This is a genomic window from Paracoccus sphaerophysae (assembly GCF_000763805.1).
Lineage (GTDB): Bacteria > Pseudomonadota > Alphaproteobacteria > Rhodobacterales > Rhodobacteraceae > Paracoccus > Paracoccus sphaerophysae.
This window is the reverse complement of sequence record NZ_JRKS01000014.1, coordinates 41,205-58,495: the sequence shown is the minus strand read 5'-3', so window position 1 is coordinate 58,495 and position 17,291 is coordinate 41,205. Positions and strand designations below refer to the sequence as shown.

Sequence of the window (17,291 nt, the reverse complement as noted above, 5' to 3'; positions counted from 1 at the left end):
GATCCACATCCGCATTGCTCTCATGAACCGCTTCTCCGCCCTCGGCACCGCCGAGATCGTTCGCGTCAGCTGAGTTCAGCGGGGAAAGGGGCAGCTCACGCCGCTAGCTGAGTTGCGCAACAACGCCATGGACAGGCAGAACTGGATCGCGGCGTTCGAGAACACGGGCGGCCGACCATGTCGGCCATCACGTGGCGCCAGCCAGACCATCTCCCGGTCGAACCAGACCAGCAGCGAGCCGCGCCGTCGCAGGGCGTCGTTGTAGCTGGACCAGTTCGTCGTGCGGTAGCGGGCGGGAGAAGGCTTGCTCATGCCCCCAGCCTAACCGACTGGATTCCCGCCGTGAATCCTCCGCGGGCGGACTTCTGCAACAACGCCTTTTGCAGATGTATTCGTGAGCCAGAAAAGGTTGCTCATCGATTAGTCTACTCGCGGAGGCAGAGTCATGCACAGACAAGGAAATTATTGGGTTCTGACCATAGGTGTTCAGTCCCGGCATCTGGTGGATCGGATCAAGGATGAATCGATCCGGTTCTGATTTCCAGATTTTGCAGATGTATTCGTACTGTGCCCATGACTATCAGAAGCTATTGCGCCAGCACGGCTTCAAGGTTTCGATGAGCGGCAAGGGCAATTGCCATGACAACTCGGTGGTCGAGAGCTTCTTCAAGTCGCTGAAGGCCGAGCTGGTCTGGCGGCGCAACTGGCAAACCCGGCGTGAGGTCGAGATGGCGCTCTTCGAATACATCAACGGCTTCTACAACCCACGCAGAAAACACTCAGCCCTCGGCTGGAAATCACCCGTGGCCTTCGAACAGAGGGCCGCCTAACATGAGCAACTGACCGGAACAGAACCGGGACAGGTCCACCTCGGTGTTGTCGCGGATGACTTCCCACGCGGTCTGCGCGGAATAGACCTCCATGTCGCCGATCACGCGCGGCAGGCTGATCTGGGACGCGCTGGCCGACCAGTCGCCCTGGGTCAGGGTGCAGCCGCCGATCAGGTTGAACAGGCGGCCCCGCAGCACGTTCGGGCGCATCAGGCCGGCATTGCCCCACCCGCCATAGGACGCCGAGAAGATGGCCTGTTGCCGTGGTTCGCGGCGGTGTGGACGATGGCCTTGGCGGCGATCTTGGAGGCGGTGTCCCAGTCCACTTGGACGAAGGGGTTCCTTGCCGCGCAGTTCGGGCTTGCTGTCGCCGGTCTGCCAGCCTTCCAGGCAGGACTTGCGGATCATCGGCCCGGCGATCCGGGTCTTGTCATAGATGCGGTCCTGCAGGCCGTACATCAGCATCTCGGTCGGACGGTTGCCCAGTTCGATCATGGCCGAGATGTTGACCAGCTTGCCGTCGCGGACAATGGCCTCGAACGGGCCGTAATGCGAGGCGCTGAAGATGCGGTCGGAATAGCTGTTGGGGTCGATCGAGGCGATCGCCGTGCCGCGCATCAGCGCGCCCACGCCCAGGGAAACAGTCCCGCCGATGACAAAACCGCGGCGGGTCGGTGCGGTGAGCGACCTGTTGCTCTCCTTAACGTCGCAGACGATTTAGACGAACCGCCGGCAGGGAGGCTTGATCTGGAACAAGTTGCCGCTTGGCTGCCGGGCGGCTAGTCCGGGCGAAAGCCGTCGGGGATGCGGTCCCGGCCCTCCAGCAGGTCGGCCAGCAGCGCGGCGGCGACCGGGGCCATCGCAAGGCCGATCTTGAAGCCGCCATTGGCGACCAGATGCCCGGGCCGCCCCGGCCAGGGTCCGATCAGCGGCGCGCGGGACAAAGCGCGGGGGCGAATGCCGGCCCAGCGGTCCACCACCTCGGCCCCGGCCAGCGCCGGGCAGATCGCCTGCGCCCGCGCGATCAGCGCGTCCAGCTGCGCATCGGTCGTGGTGTCGGCCACGTCGCGTTCGCTGGTCGAACCGACCGCCACGGTGCCGTCGGCATGGGGAACGATGTGGACGCCTTCGGCAAAGACCTGCGGCGCCTGCGCCAAGGCTTCGGGGTCGGCGTGCGGCCGCAGCAGCGCCGACTGCCCCTTGACCCCGCCGCCCATCGGCCGGCCCAGATCGGCGCCCAGGGCCGCCAGGCCCGGCGCGCCGGTCGCCCAGATCGCCGGGCCGGTCCTGTCGGGATGCTGCGGCCCCGCCTCCTCGACGATCTCGCCCCCCGCCGCCCGGACCGCCGCGGCCAGAGCGGCGCAGGCGCGGCGCGGGGCCAGCCGCGCGGTCAGGTTGTCGACCAGCCACAGCCCGCCGGGGCTGTCTGGGACCAGCGCCGCCTCGGGGGCCGAGGTCAGCCGCATGTCAAACCCGGTTGGCCAGTTCCCGGCCGCCGCGGCGATCCGGGCCTCGATCCGGCCGCGGTCGCCGGGATCGGCGGGCTGGATGCGGCCGGTCCGCGCATAGCCGGGATCGACCCCGCCCGCGCGGGCGACCTCGTCCCACCAGTCCTCGGCCGCGACCAGCGCGTCCAGTTGCATCTGCTTCTTGGGGTTCCAGTTCTCGGGCGCGTGCGGGGCCAGCGCGCCGACCGTGCCGCCGCTGGACCCGGCGCCGATGCGGGCGGCCTCGATCACCCGCACGGATGCGCCGCGCCGGGTCAGCTCCCACGCGCAGGACAGCCCGAAGATCCCCGCGCCGATCACCGTGATCCGGCTTGCCACCGCCGCGCTTCCCCGTCACTGACCCGTGCGGGCGACGGAGTAGCGCGGATGAACCCGAACCACCAGATGAGCGACGATGCACCCGACCAACTGGACTGGCGCCGGCTGGACGGGCAGGGCGAGATCCCCGTGTCGCGGCGCTTCGACGACCCGTATTTCAGCCTCGCCGGCGGGCTTGCGGAGACCCGCCACGTCTTCCTGGCCGGCAACGACCTGCCGGCGCGGCTGCGGCCCGGCTTTCACGTCGCCGAAACCGGATTTGGCACCGGGCTGAACCTGCTGGCGCTGGGCCAGATCGCCACGGTGCCGGTGCGCTTCACCAGCTTCGAGGCGTTCCCGCTGACCCTCCCCGACCTCGCCCGCGCCCATGCCGCCTTTCCGGCGCTGGAACCGCTCGCCGCGCAGTTGCGCGCCGGCTGGGGGCGGGGCGACATCCAGGTCGGCCAGGTTACCGCCCAGATCATCATCGGCGACGCGCGCGAGACCCTGCCGGCGTGGGCGGGCAGGGCGGATGCGTGGTTCCTCGACGGATTTTCGCCCGCCCGGAACCCCGAACTGTGGTCCGACGAACTGCTGTCCGCAGTCGGCGCCCATACCGCGCCGGGGGGCAGCTTTGCGACCTATACCGCCGCCGGCCATGTCCGCCGCGCGCTGCAGGCCGCGGGCTTTCACGTCACCCGCGCCCCCGGCTTTGCCGGCAAGCGCCACATGAGCCGCGGGGTCCGGCCCTAGCGGCGCACCTGCGGGATGCGGGTCGGGGCGTAATCCAGCGGCAGATGCGGCGGCCGGCCGTGGGTGGTCAGCCAGAAGGCCCGCCCGCCCCGCCGCAGGAATAGCGGCACCGCCAGCAGCGTGCCGGCGGCGAATCCCCCCGCATGGGCCCAATAGGCCACCCCGGCATCGCCGCCATGCATCGCATAGCCCGAAAACAGCTGCAGCCCGAACCACACCGCCAGCATCACCCAGGCCGGGACGGTAAAGACCTTGATGAGGATGACGATGATCGCCACCACATCGACCTTGGCCTTGGGAAACATCAGCAGATAGGCCCCCATCACCCCCGCAATCGCCCCCGAGGCGCCGACCATCGGGATGCCGTTCGACGGGTCCGAGGCGATCTGCACCCCGGCCGCCGCCAGGCCGCACAGCAGGTAGAACACCATGAACCCCAGATGCCCCATCTGGTCTTCCAGGTTGTCGCCGAAGATCCACAGGAACAGCATGTTGCCGCCCAGATGCATGAGGCCGGCATGCATGAACATATGCGTCACCAGCCCCCACAGGTTCGACCCGTTCATCACCGCGACGGGATACAGGGCCAGATCCTCCCACAGCGCCTCCATCCCGCCGCCCCAGGGCGCGGTCAGCAGGAACAGCACGACGTTCACGAAGATCAGCCCGATGGTGACGTAGGGCGTGGTTTCGGAGGAGTTGTGGTCTCGGATCGGGAACATCAGGGTCTCTGCTGCTGCACGACGACGCGGTCGCGGCCGGCGCGGGTCAGCGCCACGGTGGCGCCGGGTCCGTGCCGGGCGCCGTCCACCTCGGCCAATGCGCGGGCCAGCCCGGCGGCGCGGTCCATCACCAGCGCCGGGCAGGCCATCAGCGTGCCGACCAGCGGCCCGATGCGCAGCGTCCGTTCGGTCTGCACGACCGGGCCGGACAAGGCGTTGCAGCCGTCGTTGCCCTCGAGCCGCCCGTCCCGGATGGTGAAACCGGCGCCAAAGCCATCCGGCACGAGTTGTCCGTCGATCGACACCACGTCATAGGCCGCGCCCTCGATGAGCGCGCCCGTGGCCGGAGCGGGGATGACCTCCTCGGGCGGCAGCGGCAGGGGGCCAGCGGGCACCGGCGTTTGGGCCGCGCAGGCCGCGAGCATCAGGATCGCGGGCACAAGCATCGCGCGCGGCATGGCATGGTCTCCCTTTCGGCGAACCCTGCGCCAGCGCGGTCCGGCTTTCAAGGGCTCCGATCCCGCTGGTCTCACCTGCGGCGCAGGGCTAGAACGGGCCAACCGCAGCCGCCCCCCGCAGGAGGAACCCGATGGCGACCGAGACGATGACCGACCGCAAGAACGCCGCCATCTCGCGCGGCGTGGGGATGACCACCCAGATCTATGCCGACCGCGCCGAGAACGCGGAAATCTGGGACAAGGACGGCAACCGCTATATCGACTTTGCCGCCGGCATCGCGGTCGTCAACACCGGCCACCGCCACCCCAGGGTGATCCAGGCCGTCAAGGACCAGCTCGACCGTTTTACCCACACCTGCCACCAGGTCGTGCCGTATGAGAACTATGTCGCGCTGGCCGAACGGCTGAACGCGCTGGTCCCCGGCGATTTCGAAAAGAAGACCATCTTCGCCACTACCGGCGCCGAGGCGGTGGAAAACGCCGTCAAGATCGCCCGTTATGCCACCGGGCGCAGCGCCATCGTGGCCTTCACCGGCGCCTTCCACGGCCGGACCTTCATGGGCATGACGCTGACCGGCAAGGTCCAGCCCTACAAGGCCGGCTTCGGGGCTATGATGCCCGACGTCTATCACCTGCCGTTCCCGAACGATCTGCACGGCGTCAGCCAGGACGACGCGTTGGCGGCGCTGGACAAGCTGTTCAAGGCCGACGTGGACCCGGGCCGCGTCGCCGCGATCATCGTCGAGCCGGTGCAGGGCGAGGGCGGGTTCTACCCCGTCCCCTCGGGCTTCATGCAGACGCTGCGCAGCCTGTGCGACGATCACGGGATGCTGCTGATCGCGGACGAGGTGCAGACGGGCTTTGCCCGCACCGGCAAGCTGTTCGCGATGGAACATCACGGCGTCGCCGCCGACATCACCACCATGGCCAAGGGGCTGGGCGGCGGCCTGCCGATCTCGGCCGTCACCGGCCGAGCCGAGATCATGGACGCCCCAAACCCCGGCGGCCTGGGCGGCACCTATGCCGGCAACCCGCTGGGCGTCGCCGCCGCCCACGCGGTGCTGGACATCATCGAGGAAGAGGCGCTGTGCGACCGCGCCGAGCGCCTCGGCCAGCGCCTGAAACAGCGCCTCGCCAGTCTGCGCGACGACGTGCCCGAGATCATCGACATCCGCGGCCCCGGCCTGATGAACGCGGTGGAATTCAACGTCGCCGGCACCGACACGCCGTCGTCCGAGTTCACCAACAAGGTCCGCGAAGAGGCGCTGAAGCGCGGCCTGATCCTGCTGACCTGCGGCGTCTACGGCAACGTGATCCGCTTCCTGCCGCCGCTGACGGTGCCGGATGCGGTGTTCGACGAGGCGCTGGACGTGCTGGATGACTCGGTGCGCGCCGCGCGCGGCTGAGCCGCCGCACCGGGGGCTGCGCGTCCCCGGACCCCGCGGGATATTTGGGACAGAAGATGGCGCCTCTGACAGTCCGCGTTTGGTGGGTCGAGACGATGCGCTTTGCCCTGTTCTGGGTGCTGTCGGTTGCTACGACGGCGGTCTGCGTGTCGCTCGTGGTGTCTGGGATGATGCTATGGGACGCGCCCGAGATCGGGACCGATCTACTTGTCGTCCCGCGATTCGTTCAGATCTCTCTGGTGTGGGGTGCGGCTCCTTTCATCGTGGTTCTGTGGCTGCCAACGGCTGCGCTCTGGCTCAACCCCGACCGCCGGGCGCGCTACACCGCGCCCACCAGCGCCTCGGTCAGCGGATGCTCCGCCGCGGTCAGCCCGGCGACCACGTCCATGTGGTGCCGCCCCGGCTCCACCGTCAGGCGCGTCTCGCGCGGGATGCCGGCCCACGCGTCGGCAATCAGGCGGGATTGCTGCAGGAACACCGGCCGCTCGTCGGCCCCGACCCAGACATGCAGCGACAGCTCCGGGTGCGGTTCGTGGAACAGCGGGCTTTCCAGCATCGCCGTGCGATCGTCCAGCCCCAGGTCGCCCCGCATCGCGGTGCGCCGCAGCGCGCGCAGGTCGAACAGGCCCGAGATCGGCACGCAGCGCGCCACCCGCGCCATGATCTCGTCGGGCAGCGGCGTGTCGGCGCAGATCAGCCGCGCCGCCAGATGCCCGCCGGCGGAATGGCCGGACAGCACGATCGGGCCGGGCACGCGCGCCGCGGCGCCGGCGATCTGCAGCGCGATCTCGTCGCGCATCGTCGCCAGCTGCCCGGCGGGCGCGAGCGTATAACCCGGCAGCAGTACCGCCCAGCCCCGCGCCAGCGCGCCGGCGGCGAGATGCGAAAACCAGCGCGGCCCGAACTTCATCCAGTAGCCGCCATGCACGATCACCGCGAGCCCGCGCGGGTCGTCGGGCAGATACAGCTCACCCAGCCCCAGCGTCGCCGGCGGGTGGCGGTCCCGGAAGGCCCCGGCCTCGGCCGCCCAGCGGTCAGGGAAACCGGCGCCGCCAGGGATATGCGGGGCGTTGGCATAGGCGTCGTCCCAGTCGGTTACTTGCGGGATCATTCCGGCTTGACCTTGGCTGCGGTGCCCTTGGCAAAGGCTTCGAGCCGCGCCTTGGCGGCCTCTTGCGTGTTCACCACGCCGGCCACCACCGCCTCGGCATAGGCGGCGTCCAGCGCGCTCATGTTCTGCATGTGCGAGATCGCCGAGCAGATGGCGAAGTTCGACAGCGGCGGGTTCTGGGCGGCGGCGCGGGCGATCTCGTAGGCCTTGGCCTCGCTGTCCTCGACCAGATACTGCGCGAGCCCTACGTCCACCGCCTCTTGCCCGCGATACAGGCGCCCCGACAGCATCATGTCGATCATCCGCGCCTTGCCGATCAGGTCGGCCACCCGGATCGTCGCCCCGCCGCCGGTGAAGAGGCCGCGCTGCCCCTCGGGCAGGCCGAAATAGGTGCTCTCGTCCGCGACCCGGATATGGGCGGCCGAGGCCAATTCCAGCCCGCCGCCCACCACGGCACCCTTCAGCGCCGCGATCACCGGGACGCCGCCATATTCCATCTTGTTGAACGCCTCGTGCCAGCGCAGGCAGACATGCATGAAATCGGCGGCCGAGCGGTCGGCGTGGTAATGTTCCACCAGGTCCAGCCCGGCGCTGAAATGGGTGCCCTCGCCGCGCAGCACGCAGGCGCGGACGCCGGCGCGGGGCAGGGTAGCGAAGACCTCGATCAGCTCGTCGATGGTGGCCGCGTCCAGCGCGTTGCGCTTGGTCGGGCGGTTCAGCGTGACCGTGGCGATGCCGTCCTCGTCCACGTCCAGCAGCAGGTTTTCCAGCGACAGTTGCGAGATTTTCTTCATGGCTCAGCCCTTGGGGATCAGGTGGATGACATAGGGGACGGTGGCGATGCTGATGGCCGTGGAAATCAGGATCGCAGCCGACACCCGTTCCTGCGCGACACCGAAATGATGGGCCAGGATATAGACGTTGCCCGCCACGGGCAAAGCGGCGGCGGCGACCATCACCCCGGCGGCGACCGGATCGACGGCCAGCAGGATCGCGGCCAGCCCGACCGCGGCGGGGTGGGCGACCAGCTTGGCAAAGCTCAGCGCCAGCGCCGGGACGGGGCGCCGCATCGGCCGATGCGCGAGCGACGCGCCGATAGCGAACAGCGCCCCGGGGGTGGCGGCGGCGCCCAGCAGGCTCAGGAACTCGGCCGCGGGCGCGGGCATCGGCAGGCGCAGCGCCGACCAGGCGAGCCCGGCCAGCATCGATACGATCATCGGGTTGGCGACGATGCCGCGGATCACCGGCAGCACCGTGCCCGGCCCCAGCCGCCCGTGCCGCGCGGCGGCGATGATCAGCGTGATGAGCGTCGAGAACACCACCAGGTCCAGCGCCAGCACCATCAGCACCGGCCCGATCGCGGGCGGGCCCAGCAGCACGACCAGCATCGGCACGCCCAGAAAGCCGGTATTCCCGGTCATGCCGGTATGGGCCAGCATCGCCGCCTCGACCACAGGCGTGCCCTTTCCGCGCGAGACTGCGAAGACCAGCGCCCAGACCACGGTCGAGCCCGCCACATAGGCCGCCGCAAAGCGCAGGTCGAACAGCGCCGCCAGGTCCAGCGTGGCGCTGAACCGGAACAGCATCGCCGACAGGGCGAAATAGAACACGAACCTGGTCAGCCAGGCCGTTGCCTCGGGCGGAAAGGCGCGCAGCCGCCCGGCCAGCCAGCCGGTGCCGATCAGCAGGAAGAACGGCAGGGTCTTGAGAAAGATGGCCAGCAACGGCTTCCCTCGCTCGATCCGCCTGCGGGGGGCACAGAACCACCGGCCGCGGCCCGGCGCAAGGTCAGCCGCGTTCCACGAGATAGCGGCGGGCGCCGTCGGGCAGCGGCTCGGTGGCGATCAGGCGGTGGCCGGCTTCGGCGCAGAAATGCGGCACGTCCAGCACCGCCGCCGGATCGGTGGCGACCAGCGCCACCCGCCCGCCCACAGGCAGCGCCAGCAGCGCCTTGCGCAGCCGCAGCACCGGCAGCGGGCACAGCAGGTTGCGGGCGTCGATCTCGGTCAGCGTCATCGCCACGCTCAGGCCGCGGCAGAGCGGGCCCCGCGGCACCAGTCGGCGGCCCCGTCCCAGCCCAGCCGGTGCGCATAGTCGCCGGCAAAGGCACGGAACGCCTGCAGCTGGTCGGCGGAGACGGTGGTCAGCACCGGTACCCCCTCGGCCAGGGCGGTGCCGATCAGGTCGCAGAAGCCGCGGCCGATCGCCTCTTGCCGGCCGAACTTGTTCACGATCAGCAGGTCGGTGGACCGGGTCAGCACCCGCGCCGACAGCGCGACGGCGCGTTCCAGCCCGTCGGCATCCAGCCGGCACCCCTGCGAGCCCGCGCCCAGCGAATGCGAGATCCGCACCGGCGCGGCGCCGCTGCCCAGCACCGTCAGCTCCATGTCGCAGGCGCAGTCCTGGCCCTGGCCGATATTCGTCTGCACCGCGCCCGCCAGCTTGAGCCCGTCCGCCATCAGCGCGACGGCGAGATCGGCCATCCGCGTGTTCGGGTCGTCACGGTCTTCGCTGATCACATATCCGAGCATGGGGAAGAGCCTAGGCGCTGCAACAGCTTATCACAAGCGTTGCATCAAATGCGCCGCGAACGGCCCGCAGCGGCCGGTGCGCCCGGCTTGCAGGTCCGCAGGCGGCGACGCATGGTGCCGGCGATGACCGGAACCCCACCCCCACAGGCCCAGACCCCGCCTTTCGCCGCAATCGTGCTGGCGGGCGGGCAGTCGCGACGCATGGGCGGGGGCGACAAGGCGCTGCTGGACCTGGGGGGGCGACCGATGGTCGCGCATGTCATCGACCGGCTGGGCGTCGTCCCGACCGCGATCAGCGCCAATGGCGATCCCGACCGATTCGCGGCCTTCGGCCTGCCGGTCCTGCCCGACCCGATCCCGGGCTGGCTGGGGCCGCTGGCCGGGGTGCTGGCGGGGATGGGCTGGGCCGCCGTGCAGGGCATCCCGCGTATTGTCACCGCCGCCGCCGACACGCCGTTCTTTCCGCGCGACCTGGCCGCGCGGCTCGCCGCCGCCGACGCGCCGGTGGCGATGGCGGTGCATGACGGCGACGATCACCCCGCCTTTGCCGCCTGGGACGTGTCCCTGCACGACACGCTGCGCCAGTCCCTGGCCGACGGCGACCGCCGGGTCCGCGCCGTCATGGAGCGTCTGGGCGTCGCCCGCATCGCGTTTGCCGGCCGCGACCCGTTCTTCAACGTCAACACGCCCGAGGATCTGGCCCTCGTGCGCCGCCGGCTGGCGACGGGGGACGCATGGACCTGAAATCGCTGTTCATGGGGCTGTCCTTCGCGGCGATCTGGGCCTCGGCCTTTACCGCGACGCGGGTCGTCGTGGTGCAGATGCCGCCGCTGTGGGCGCTGGTGGTGCGGTTCGGGATCTCGGCGCTGATCGCCATCGGCCTCGCGGCCGCGATGGGCCAGTCGATGCGCCTCAGCCGGGCCGAGTGGCGCACCGTCATCGTCTTCGGCCTGTGCCAGAACGCCCTGTATCTGGGGCTGAACTGGATGGGGATGCAGTGGATCGAGGCGTCGGCCGCCGCGATCATCGCCTCGATGATGCCGCTGCTGGTGGCGTTCGCGGGCTGGGCGTTCCTGGGCCAGAGGCTGCGGCCGATGGCCGTCGCAGGGCTGGTGATCGGGGTGGTCGGCGTCGTCATCATCATGGGGGTGCGGCTGTCGCACGGGATGGACCTGCGCGGCCTCGCCATGTGCCTTGCCGCCGTGGTGGCGCTGACCGTCGCCACCCTGGCGGTGCGCAACGCGGGGGGAGGCCCGAACGTACTGATGATCGTCGGGCTGCAGATGGCGGTCGGGTCGGTGGCGCTGGTAATCCCGTCCTTGCTGCTGGAATGGGGCCGCGAGGTTCACTGGACGCCGGAACTGGCCGGCGCGCTGGGCTTTTCGATCCTGATCCCCGGTATCCTCGCGACCTTCATCTGGTTCCGGCTGGTCACCCGGATCGGCGCTGTCAGGGCGGCGGCGTTCCATTTCCTGTCGCCGCCGCTGGGGGTCGCGATTGCCGCCTTCTGGCTGGGCGAGCGCTTCGGCTGGTCCGACGTGATCGGGTCGATCATCGTCGCCGTGGGCATCCTGATGGTGCAGCTGGCGCGGGTCGACCCGGCTCAGCCGGCATCGAGTTCGGCCACCCGGCGCACCGCCGGGCGGTCCTGACAGCGGGCGATCCAGTCCCGCATCGGGCCGGTGTCCGGGATCAGCTCCGCGTCCATCTGGCCGAAGAAGTGGAACGCCCCGGCGATCAGCAGGTCGGCCGCCGAATAGCGCGCGCCCAGCAGATAGGGCTGGTCCGCCAGCGCCGCCTCGACCTCGGCGATGGCGGTCGTCATGTCGCGGAAGGTGGCGTCCAGCCACAGATGAGCGACCCCGGTCGCCCGGAACAGCGCCACGGGTTCGAGCACGCCCTGATACCAGGCCAGCCACGACAGGTAGCGCCCGCGCTGCGGATCCCCCACCGGCCGTCCCAATTCGCTGTCGAAGCGGTCGGTCAGATACGCGATGATCGCCGAACGCTCGCGCACCCAGTCCGCGCCGTCGGTCAGATAGGGGACCTTCTTTTCGGGATGCGGGTTGCCGGCGTCCGGGGCGCCCGACCCGTCATGGCGGGGGATGGTGACGATCCGGACGCGGATCTGGTCGGCGACGCCCATCTCCTCGATCAGTTGCAGGATCGAGGTCGAGCGCGAGTTCGGGGCGTGGTAAAGCGTCAGCATGATGTGCCTCGTCGGGTTGTCGATGGCTCCACCTTGGCACGGCCCTGCTGACAGAAACTGACAGGATGACCCGCGCGCCGGCTGGGCGGGACCTTGCGGCGGCGGGGCTGCTGACTGAAACTGTCAGCATGGCCCGCTCTGACCGCCTGATGCGTCTGATGGATGCGCTGCGCCGCCTGCCGGCGCCGGTGACGGCGGAGCGGCTGGCGGCGGACTCGGGCGTCTCGCAGCGCCAGCTTTACCGCGACATCGCCACGCTGCGCGCCGGCGGGGCGCTGATCGACGGCGAGGCCGGTGTCGGCTATCGCCTGACCGAAGACCCCGCGCTGCCGCCGCAAAGCTTCAACCGGCTGGAGATCGAGGCGCTGCGCCTGGCCGTCGCGCTGCTGCCTCGGCTGGGCGACCCGACGCTTGCGCAGGCCGGAGAGGCGGCGCTGGCGCGCATCTTCGCCTCGCTACCCGAACGCCAGGCCCAGCAGGCGCTGCACGCGATCAGCCGCGCCTGGACGCCCGACCGGGACCGGATGGTGCCGCCGCATATCGACCTGGACCTGATCCGGCAGGCCTGCTGGGAGGAGTTCAGCCTGAGCATCCGCTATCGCGACCTGTCCGAGGCGGAAACCGACCGCGAGATCTGGCCGCTGGGCATCAGCCATTCCGACAACCACCTGATGTTGCTAGCGCATTGCCGGCTGCGGATGGATTTCCGGCTGTTCCACGTCCCCCGCATCCTGCGGCTGGCCGAGGGCGGGTTCAGCTTTCGCCCGCGCCGGGCGGCGCTGCTGCGCGACTATGTCGCCACGCTGAAACTGGCCGAGCCCTGTCCCGCCGAGACAGCAGGGGCAGACGCGGCTCAGGCAGCGGGCGAGAAGATCGCGCGGGACTCGTCGCAGGCATAGCGTGCGGCCAGCGCCGGGGCGCGGGCGGCCACGTCTTCGATCGCGTCGAGGATGAAGCGCACCTCGGATTCCGGCGCCAGCCAGCACAGGTTCAGCCGCACGAAGCCGGGCTTTTCCACCTCGTGCCCCGCCAGGATCGCCGCCCGCAGCCGGTCGGATGCGGCGCGGTCCAGCCCCAGCAGGCGGTGGACATAGGGCCCCGCGCAGGCGCAGCCGCCCCGCGCCTGCACCCCGTGCAGGTCCGACAGCATCCGCGTCGCCAACTGCTGGTGGACATGCCCGCCGCGCCCGTCGCGGATGCGGAAGGACAGGATCGGCAGCCGCGGACAGTCGAGCTTGCCCAGCAACTCGACCCGCGGGTGGGCGGCCAGCCGCGCCCGCGCCAGCGCCCACCAGCGCGCATGGGCGGCGTCGATGCGGGGCTGCCCCACGGCGTCCTTCACCGCCAGCACCAGCGCTGCGCGGATGTCGCCCACGACATTCGGGGTGCCGGCTTCCTCGCGCGCCTCGACGGCTGTGGCATAGTCGTGGCCGTGGGGCGAGACGAAGCGCACCGTGCCGCCGCCGGGCAGGGTGGGCCGGTCGGCGCGCACCGCGTCGCGGCGGATCACCAGCAGCCCCGACGCGCCGGGGCCGCCGACGAACTTGTGCGGCGACAGCACCACCGCCTGCATCCCCAAGGACAGGTCGATCGGCAGATAGGGCGCGCCGCCGGCGTAGTCCCAGACGATCTGCGCCCTCGCCTCATGGACCTGTGCGGTCAGCGCCGCGACGTCGCAGGTGATGCCGGTGACGTTGGAACAGGCCGACAGCGCGACCACCGCGCCGGGCTGCAGCGCCCGCGCCAGCGCGTCGGGGCAGGGGCCACCGCAATCGGCCTCGGGCAGCTCGATCACCCGCGCGCCGCTTTCCCGCCATGGCAGGATGTTCGAGTGATGCTCGTAGGGCCCCAGGATCACCGTCGTCCCCGGCCCGACGCCCAGCAGATGCACCAGCCGGTTGATCCCTGCCGTCGCCCCCGACCCTGCAAAGATCACCGCGTGGTCGTCCGAGCCATGCAGGCAACGCAGGATCTCCGCCCGCGCGGCCCGCCGCAGCCGGGTCATCGCGGCGCCGCAGGCCGAAGCCTCGGTGTGGCTGTTGGCATACCACGGCAGGATCTCGTCCATGACGAAGCCTTCCACCTGCCGCAGGGCGCGGCCCGAGGCGACGTAGTCGGCATAGACCAGCGGATGCGGGCCGAAGGGGCCCTCGACCGGGATGCCGTGGCCGATCAGGCCGGCGTGCAGCGCGGACAGGTCGGTTGGCAGGGTGGCGCGGAAGCGGGTGAAGATGTCGGTGCTCATGGGGCGATCTTGACCCGCCGGCGGCAAAAGATCACCATCGTTCGATCAGATAATATCGATGAAAGCGGGTCATATGAACGACAGACCGGCCGCATTGGACGAAATCGACCACCGCATCCTCGCCGAGCTTCAGGCCGATGCCGGCCTGTCCCAGCGCGAGCTGGCCGACCGGCTTGGCCTGTCCCAGAACGCCTGCTGGCGCCGGCTAGGGCGGCTGCGCGAGGCGGGTATCCTCGGCGCCAGCCGGGCAATCATCGACCCGGCGTCGGTGGGGCTGGCGCTGACCGTCTTCGTCCTGATCCGCACCCGCCACCACGACGACCGCTGGTCCGCCAGCTTCCGCCGCCGGCTCGAGGCGATCCCCGAGGTCGTCGAGTTCCACCGCATCGGCGGTGAGTGGGACTATATGGCCAAGGTCGTCACCACCTCGATGGCGGGCTATGACGGGGTCTACAAGCGCATGATCGCCGACCTGGACCTGGAACGGGTGACCGGCATGTTCAGCATGGAAACCATCTTCGCCGACCGGCCGCTGCCGACCCGGCGCGCCTGAACGGCAACCAACCCACCACCCCCGCGTTGAACCGGATGCGCGCCGACGATTTCCTGCATCCGACCCCGGCCGGGCTGTATTGCCCGCAAGGCGATTTCTTCATCGACCCGGTGCGCCCGGTGCCCAGGGCGCTGATCACCCACGGCCACGGCGACCACGCGCGGGCCGGACACGGCGCCGTGCTGGCCACCCGGCAGACGCTGGAGATCATGGCGATCCGCTATGGCGAGGGGTTCGCCGGGACGACCCAGGCCGCCGAGGGACCCGTGACGATCGGCGGGGTCGGCGTCAGCTTTCATCCGGCGGGGCATGTGCTGGGCTCGGCGCAGATCCGGCTGGCCCCCGAGGGCGGGCCGGTGATCGTGGTGTCGGGCGATTACTGCCGCACCCCGAACCCGGTCTGCGCCCCGTGGGAGCCGGTGCCCTGCGACGTCTTCGTGACCGAGGCGACCTTTGGCCTGCCGGTCTTCAAGCACCCCGACCCCGCCGCCGAGACGCGCCGCCTGCTGGCCAGCATGGCCGAGTTTCCCGACCGCGCGCATCTCGTCGGCGCCTATGCGCTGGGCAAGGCGCAGCGGGTCATCGCGCTGGTCCGGCAGGCCGGGCATGACGGGCCGATCCACCTGCATGGCGCGGTGCAGCGGCTGACCGATTATCACGTCGAACAGGGGATCGCGCTGGGCGACCTGCGTCCCGCGACCGTCCCCAAGGAGATCGAGGGCCAGCTGGTCATCGCCCCGCCCTCGGCCTTTGCCTCGCCCTGGGTGCAGCGGTTCCGCGACCCGGTGATCTCGTTCGCCTCGGGGTGGATGGCGGTGCGGGCGCGGGCGCGGCAGCGCGGCGTCGAACTGCCGCTTGTCATCAGCGATCACGTCGACTGGCCGCAGCTGACGCAGACACTGACCGAACTGCGCCCCGACGAGGTCTGGGTCACCCACGGCGCCGAGGAAGGGCTGGTCCGCTGGTGCGAGCTGAACCAGCTGCGCGCCCGCCCGCTGCGGCTGGTCGGTTACGAGGAGGACGAGGAATGAGGGCCTTCGCCGACCTGCTCGAGCGGCTGGCCTTCACCCCCTCGCGCAACGCCAAGCTGCAGCTTCTGCAGCATTATCTGGAACGCACCCCGGACCCCGACCGCGGCTATGCCTTCGCCGCGCTGACCGGCGATCTCAAGCTGCGCACGGTGACTCCGGGTCTGCTGCGGGGGCTGGTCGAGGAACGCTTCGACCCCGAGCTGTTCCGGCTGTCCTATGACTTCGTCGGCGACTTGGCCGAGACCATCGCGCTGATCTGGGACGGCGAGGCGCAGGGCGAACTGTCGGTCAGCGCGGCCGTGCATCTGCTGGAAACCACCGGCAAGGCCGGGCTGCCGGCCGCCATCGCCGGGGTGCTGGACCGGCTGGGCCCGTCCGAGCGGCTCGCCTTCCTCAAGCTCGCCACCGGGAACCTGCGCATCGGCCTGTCGGCGCGGCTGGCGCGCACGGCGCTGGCGCAGATGGGCGGGCCGGAGCTGCACGAGATCGAGGAGCTGTGGCACGGGCTGACCCCGCCCTTCACCGAGCTGTTCGCCTGGATCGGCGGCGGTGCGCGCCCGGAAAGCGCCGCGCTGGCGCCGTTCCGGCCGGTGATGCTGTCGACGCCCACCGATCTGGACGAGCTGCGGGCGCTGGACCCCGCCGATCACGTGGCCGAGTGGAAATGGGACGGCATCCGCGTGCAGGCGGTCAGCGACGGCGGCGTGCGGCGGCTGTATTCGCGGACCGGAGAGGACATCTCGGGCGCCTTCCCGGACGTCATCGCGGCGATGAACTATGACGGCGCGCTGGATGGCGAGCTGGTCGTGCGCCGCGAGGGCGCGGTGGCCAGCTTCAACGACCTGCAGCAGCGGCTGAACCGTAAGACGGTCAGCAAGCCGATGCTGTCGAGCCACCCGGCCGGGCTGCGGGTTTATGACGCGCTGATCTGGCAGGGCGCGGACCTGCGCGGCCTGCCGCTGATGGAACGCCGCGCGGTGCTGGAATCGGCTGATTTCGGGTCCGAGATGATCGACCTGTCGCCGCTGCTGACCTTCGCGACGTGGGACGATCTTGCCGCGCTGCGCGCCGACCCGCCCGATCCGGTGATCGAGGGGGTGATGATCAAGCGCCGCGATTCGGTCTATGTCGGCGGCCGGCCGCGGGGGCCGTGGTTCAAGTGGAAGCGCGATCCGCGGGTCGTCGACGCGGTGCTGATGTATGCGCAGCGCGGGCATGGCAAGCGGTCGGGGTTCTATTCCGATTTCACCTTTGGGCTGTGGGATGGAGAAGCCTTGGTCCCCGTCGGCAAGGCCTATTTCGGCTTTACCGACGAGGAGCTGCGCGAACTCGACCGCTTCGTGCGCAACAACACCGTGGAACGCTTCGGCCCGGTGCGGGCCGTGGCGCCGAAGCTGGTGGTCGAGGTGGCGTTCGAGGGGGTGAATCGCTCGACCCGCCACAAGTCGGGGGTGGCGATGCGCTTTCCCCGGATCAGCCTGATCCGCTGGGACAAGCCCGTGGCCGAGGCGGACCGGCTGGAAACGCTGGAGGCGATGATCGACGATCCCAACGTCTTCGGCTCGGACGCCGCGCGGGCCGGGACGAGGCATGGCCGCAAGAAGCGGCGCGAGGAGGGCGCGGGGTGATGCGGGTTT

General features: G+C 70.2%; 19 protein-coding genes and 2 pseudogenes. 9 read left to right on the top strand and 12 right to left on the bottom strand.

Annotated elements, in window-relative coordinates:
- Nucleotides 1–117: 117 nt before the first annotated feature.
- Nucleotides 118–312 (bottom strand): annotated as a pseudogene (locus tag IC63_RS06500) (transposase); the annotation flags it as partial.
- 251 nt (nt 313–563) lie between these two features.
- Here IC63_RS06500 and IC63_RS06495 point away from each other — a divergent pair.
- Nucleotides 564–830: pseudogene (locus IC63_RS06495) on the top strand (IS3 family transposase); the annotation flags it as partial.
- Here the strand turns inward: IC63_RS06495 and IC63_RS06490 are convergent.
- Both IC63_RS06490 and IC63_RS17980 read right to left on the bottom strand, forming a co-directional pair.
- A complete protein-coding gene (locus IC63_RS06490) occupies nt 798–1,448 on the bottom strand; it encodes a molybdopterin-binding domain-containing protein (RefSeq protein ID WP_232222529.1) in 651 nt (216 codons plus the stop codon). The pseudogene IC63_RS06495 and the gene IC63_RS06490 sit on opposite strands and share 33 nt — an antisense overlap.
- 161 nt (nt 1,449–1,609) lie before the next feature.
- Nucleotides 1,610–2,656, bottom strand: a complete 1,047-nt coding sequence (locus IC63_RS17980) for an NAD(P)/FAD-dependent oxidoreductase (RefSeq protein ID WP_036718177.1) — start codon at nt 2,654–2,656, stop codon at nt 1,610–1,612.
- Nucleotides 2,657–2,704: 48 nt separating this feature from the next.
- On the opposite strand from IC63_RS17980, the gene mnmD reads away from it, so the two are divergent.
- The gene (gene mnmD, locus IC63_RS17975) at nt 2,705–3,388 is read left to right on the top strand and encodes a tRNA (5-methylaminomethyl-2-thiouridine)(34)-methyltransferase MnmD (protein WP_408633546.1); all 684 of its coding nucleotides are present in this window, start codon (nt 2,705–2,707) and stop codon (nt 3,386–3,388) included.
- Here mnmD and IC63_RS06475 read toward each other — a convergent pair.
- Nucleotides 3,385–4,110: a rhomboid family intramembrane serine protease gene (locus IC63_RS06475; RefSeq protein ID WP_036718173.1), complete on the bottom strand. Its 726-nt coding sequence runs from the start codon at nt 4,108–4,110 to the stop codon at nt 3,385–3,387. The two genes, mnmD and IC63_RS06475, sit on opposite strands and share 4 nt — an antisense overlap.
- Entirely contained in the window at nt 4,110–4,568 is a 459-nt protein-coding gene (locus IC63_RS06470; RefSeq protein ID WP_036718170.1) for an META domain-containing protein, read from the bottom strand. Before IC63_RS06470 ends, IC63_RS06475 begins: the two co-directional genes overlap by 1 nt.
- A 131-nt stretch (nt 4,569–4,699) precedes the next feature.
- Between IC63_RS06470 and IC63_RS06465 the strand changes: the two genes are divergently transcribed.
- Nucleotides 4,700–5,974, top strand: coding sequence for a 4-aminobutyrate--2-oxoglutarate transaminase (locus tag IC63_RS06465; RefSeq protein ID WP_036718166.1), 1,275 nt, complete (start codon nt 4,700–4,702; stop codon nt 5,972–5,974).
- A gap of 319 nt (nt 5,975–6,293) precedes the next feature.
- Here the strand turns inward: IC63_RS06465 and IC63_RS06460 are convergent, their stop codons facing one another.
- The 5 genes from IC63_RS06460 to IC63_RS06440 form a co-directional block, all read right to left on the bottom strand.
- On the bottom strand, nt 6,294–7,085 hold the full coding sequence (locus tag IC63_RS06460) for an alpha/beta hydrolase (protein ID WP_036718163.1): 792 nt from the start codon (nt 7,083–7,085) through the stop codon (nt 6,294–6,296).
- Nucleotides 7,082–7,879, bottom strand: a complete 798-nt coding sequence (locus IC63_RS06455; RefSeq protein WP_036718160.1) for a crotonase/enoyl-CoA hydratase family protein — start codon at nt 7,877–7,879, stop codon at nt 7,082–7,084. The genes IC63_RS06460 and IC63_RS06455 overlap by 4 nt, the downstream gene beginning before the upstream one ends.
- Before the next feature lie 3 nt (nt 7,880–7,882).
- The gene (locus IC63_RS06450) at nt 7,883–8,809 is read right to left on the bottom strand and encodes an AEC family transporter (RefSeq protein ID WP_036718158.1); all 927 of its coding nucleotides are present in this window, start codon (nt 8,807–8,809) and stop codon (nt 7,883–7,885) included.
- A 64-nt stretch (nt 8,810–8,873) separates the two neighbouring features.
- Nucleotides 8,874–9,101, bottom strand: coding sequence for a sulfurtransferase TusA family protein (locus IC63_RS06445; protein ID WP_036718198.1), 228 nt, complete (start codon nt 9,099–9,101; stop codon nt 8,874–8,876).
- Nucleotides 9,102–9,109: 8 nt separating this feature from the next.
- Entirely contained in the window at nt 9,110–9,616 is a 507-nt protein-coding gene (locus IC63_RS06440) for a DUF2478 domain-containing protein (protein ID WP_036718157.1), read from the bottom strand.
- 123 nt (nt 9,617–9,739) lie between these two features.
- Between IC63_RS06440 and mobA the strand changes: the two genes are divergently transcribed.
- Both mobA and IC63_RS06430 read left to right on the top strand, forming a co-directional pair.
- Entirely contained in the window at nt 9,740–10,360 is a 621-nt protein-coding gene (gene mobA / locus IC63_RS06435) for a molybdenum cofactor guanylyltransferase MobA (protein WP_052041924.1), read from the top strand.
- Complete coding sequence (locus IC63_RS06430) at nt 10,351–11,268, top strand: DMT family transporter (RefSeq protein ID WP_036718156.1); 918 nt, start codon at nt 10,351–10,353, stop codon at nt 11,266–11,268. Before mobA ends, IC63_RS06430 begins: the two co-directional genes overlap by 10 nt.
- Here IC63_RS06430 and IC63_RS06425 read toward each other — a convergent pair.
- A complete protein-coding gene (locus tag IC63_RS06425) occupies nt 11,220–11,825 on the bottom strand; it encodes a glutathione S-transferase family protein (RefSeq protein ID WP_036718155.1) in 606 nt (201 codons plus the stop codon). The genes IC63_RS06430 and IC63_RS06425 overlap by 49 nt on opposite strands.
- A 128-nt stretch (nt 11,826–11,953) precedes the next feature.
- Here IC63_RS06425 and IC63_RS06420 point away from each other — a divergent pair, with 128 nt between their 5' ends.
- Nucleotides 11,954–12,724, top strand: coding sequence for a helix-turn-helix transcriptional regulator (locus tag IC63_RS06420; protein ID WP_084115570.1), 771 nt, complete (start codon nt 11,954–11,956; stop codon nt 12,722–12,724).
- On the opposite strand, the gene IC63_RS06415 is transcribed toward IC63_RS06420, so the two are convergent.
- Nucleotides 12,679–14,070: an aminotransferase class V-fold PLP-dependent enzyme gene (locus IC63_RS06415; protein ID WP_036718154.1), complete on the bottom strand. Its 1,392-nt coding sequence runs from the start codon at nt 14,068–14,070 to the stop codon at nt 12,679–12,681. The genes IC63_RS06420 and IC63_RS06415 overlap by 46 nt on opposite strands.
- Before the next feature lie 73 nt (nt 14,071–14,143).
- Between IC63_RS06415 and IC63_RS06410 the strand changes: the two genes are divergently transcribed.
- The 3 genes from IC63_RS06410 to IC63_RS06400 are packed head-to-tail and all read left to right on the top strand — an operon-like array spanning nt 14,144 to nt 17,282.
- Nucleotides 14,144–14,623: an Lrp/AsnC family transcriptional regulator gene (locus tag IC63_RS06410; protein WP_036718153.1), complete on the top strand. Its 480-nt coding sequence runs from the start codon at nt 14,144–14,146 to the stop codon at nt 14,621–14,623.
- Nucleotides 14,624–14,658: 35 nt separating this feature from the next.
- On the top strand, nt 14,659–15,654 hold the full coding sequence (locus IC63_RS06405; protein WP_036718152.1) for a ligase-associated DNA damage response exonuclease: 996 nt from the start codon (nt 14,659–14,661) through the stop codon (nt 15,652–15,654).
- Complete coding sequence (locus IC63_RS06400) at nt 15,651–17,282, top strand: cisplatin damage response ATP-dependent DNA ligase (RefSeq protein WP_084115564.1); 1,632 nt, start codon at nt 15,651–15,653, stop codon at nt 17,280–17,282. Before IC63_RS06405 ends, IC63_RS06400 begins: the two co-directional genes overlap by 4 nt.
- The last annotated feature ends 9 nt before the right edge of the window (nt 17,283–17,291 follow it).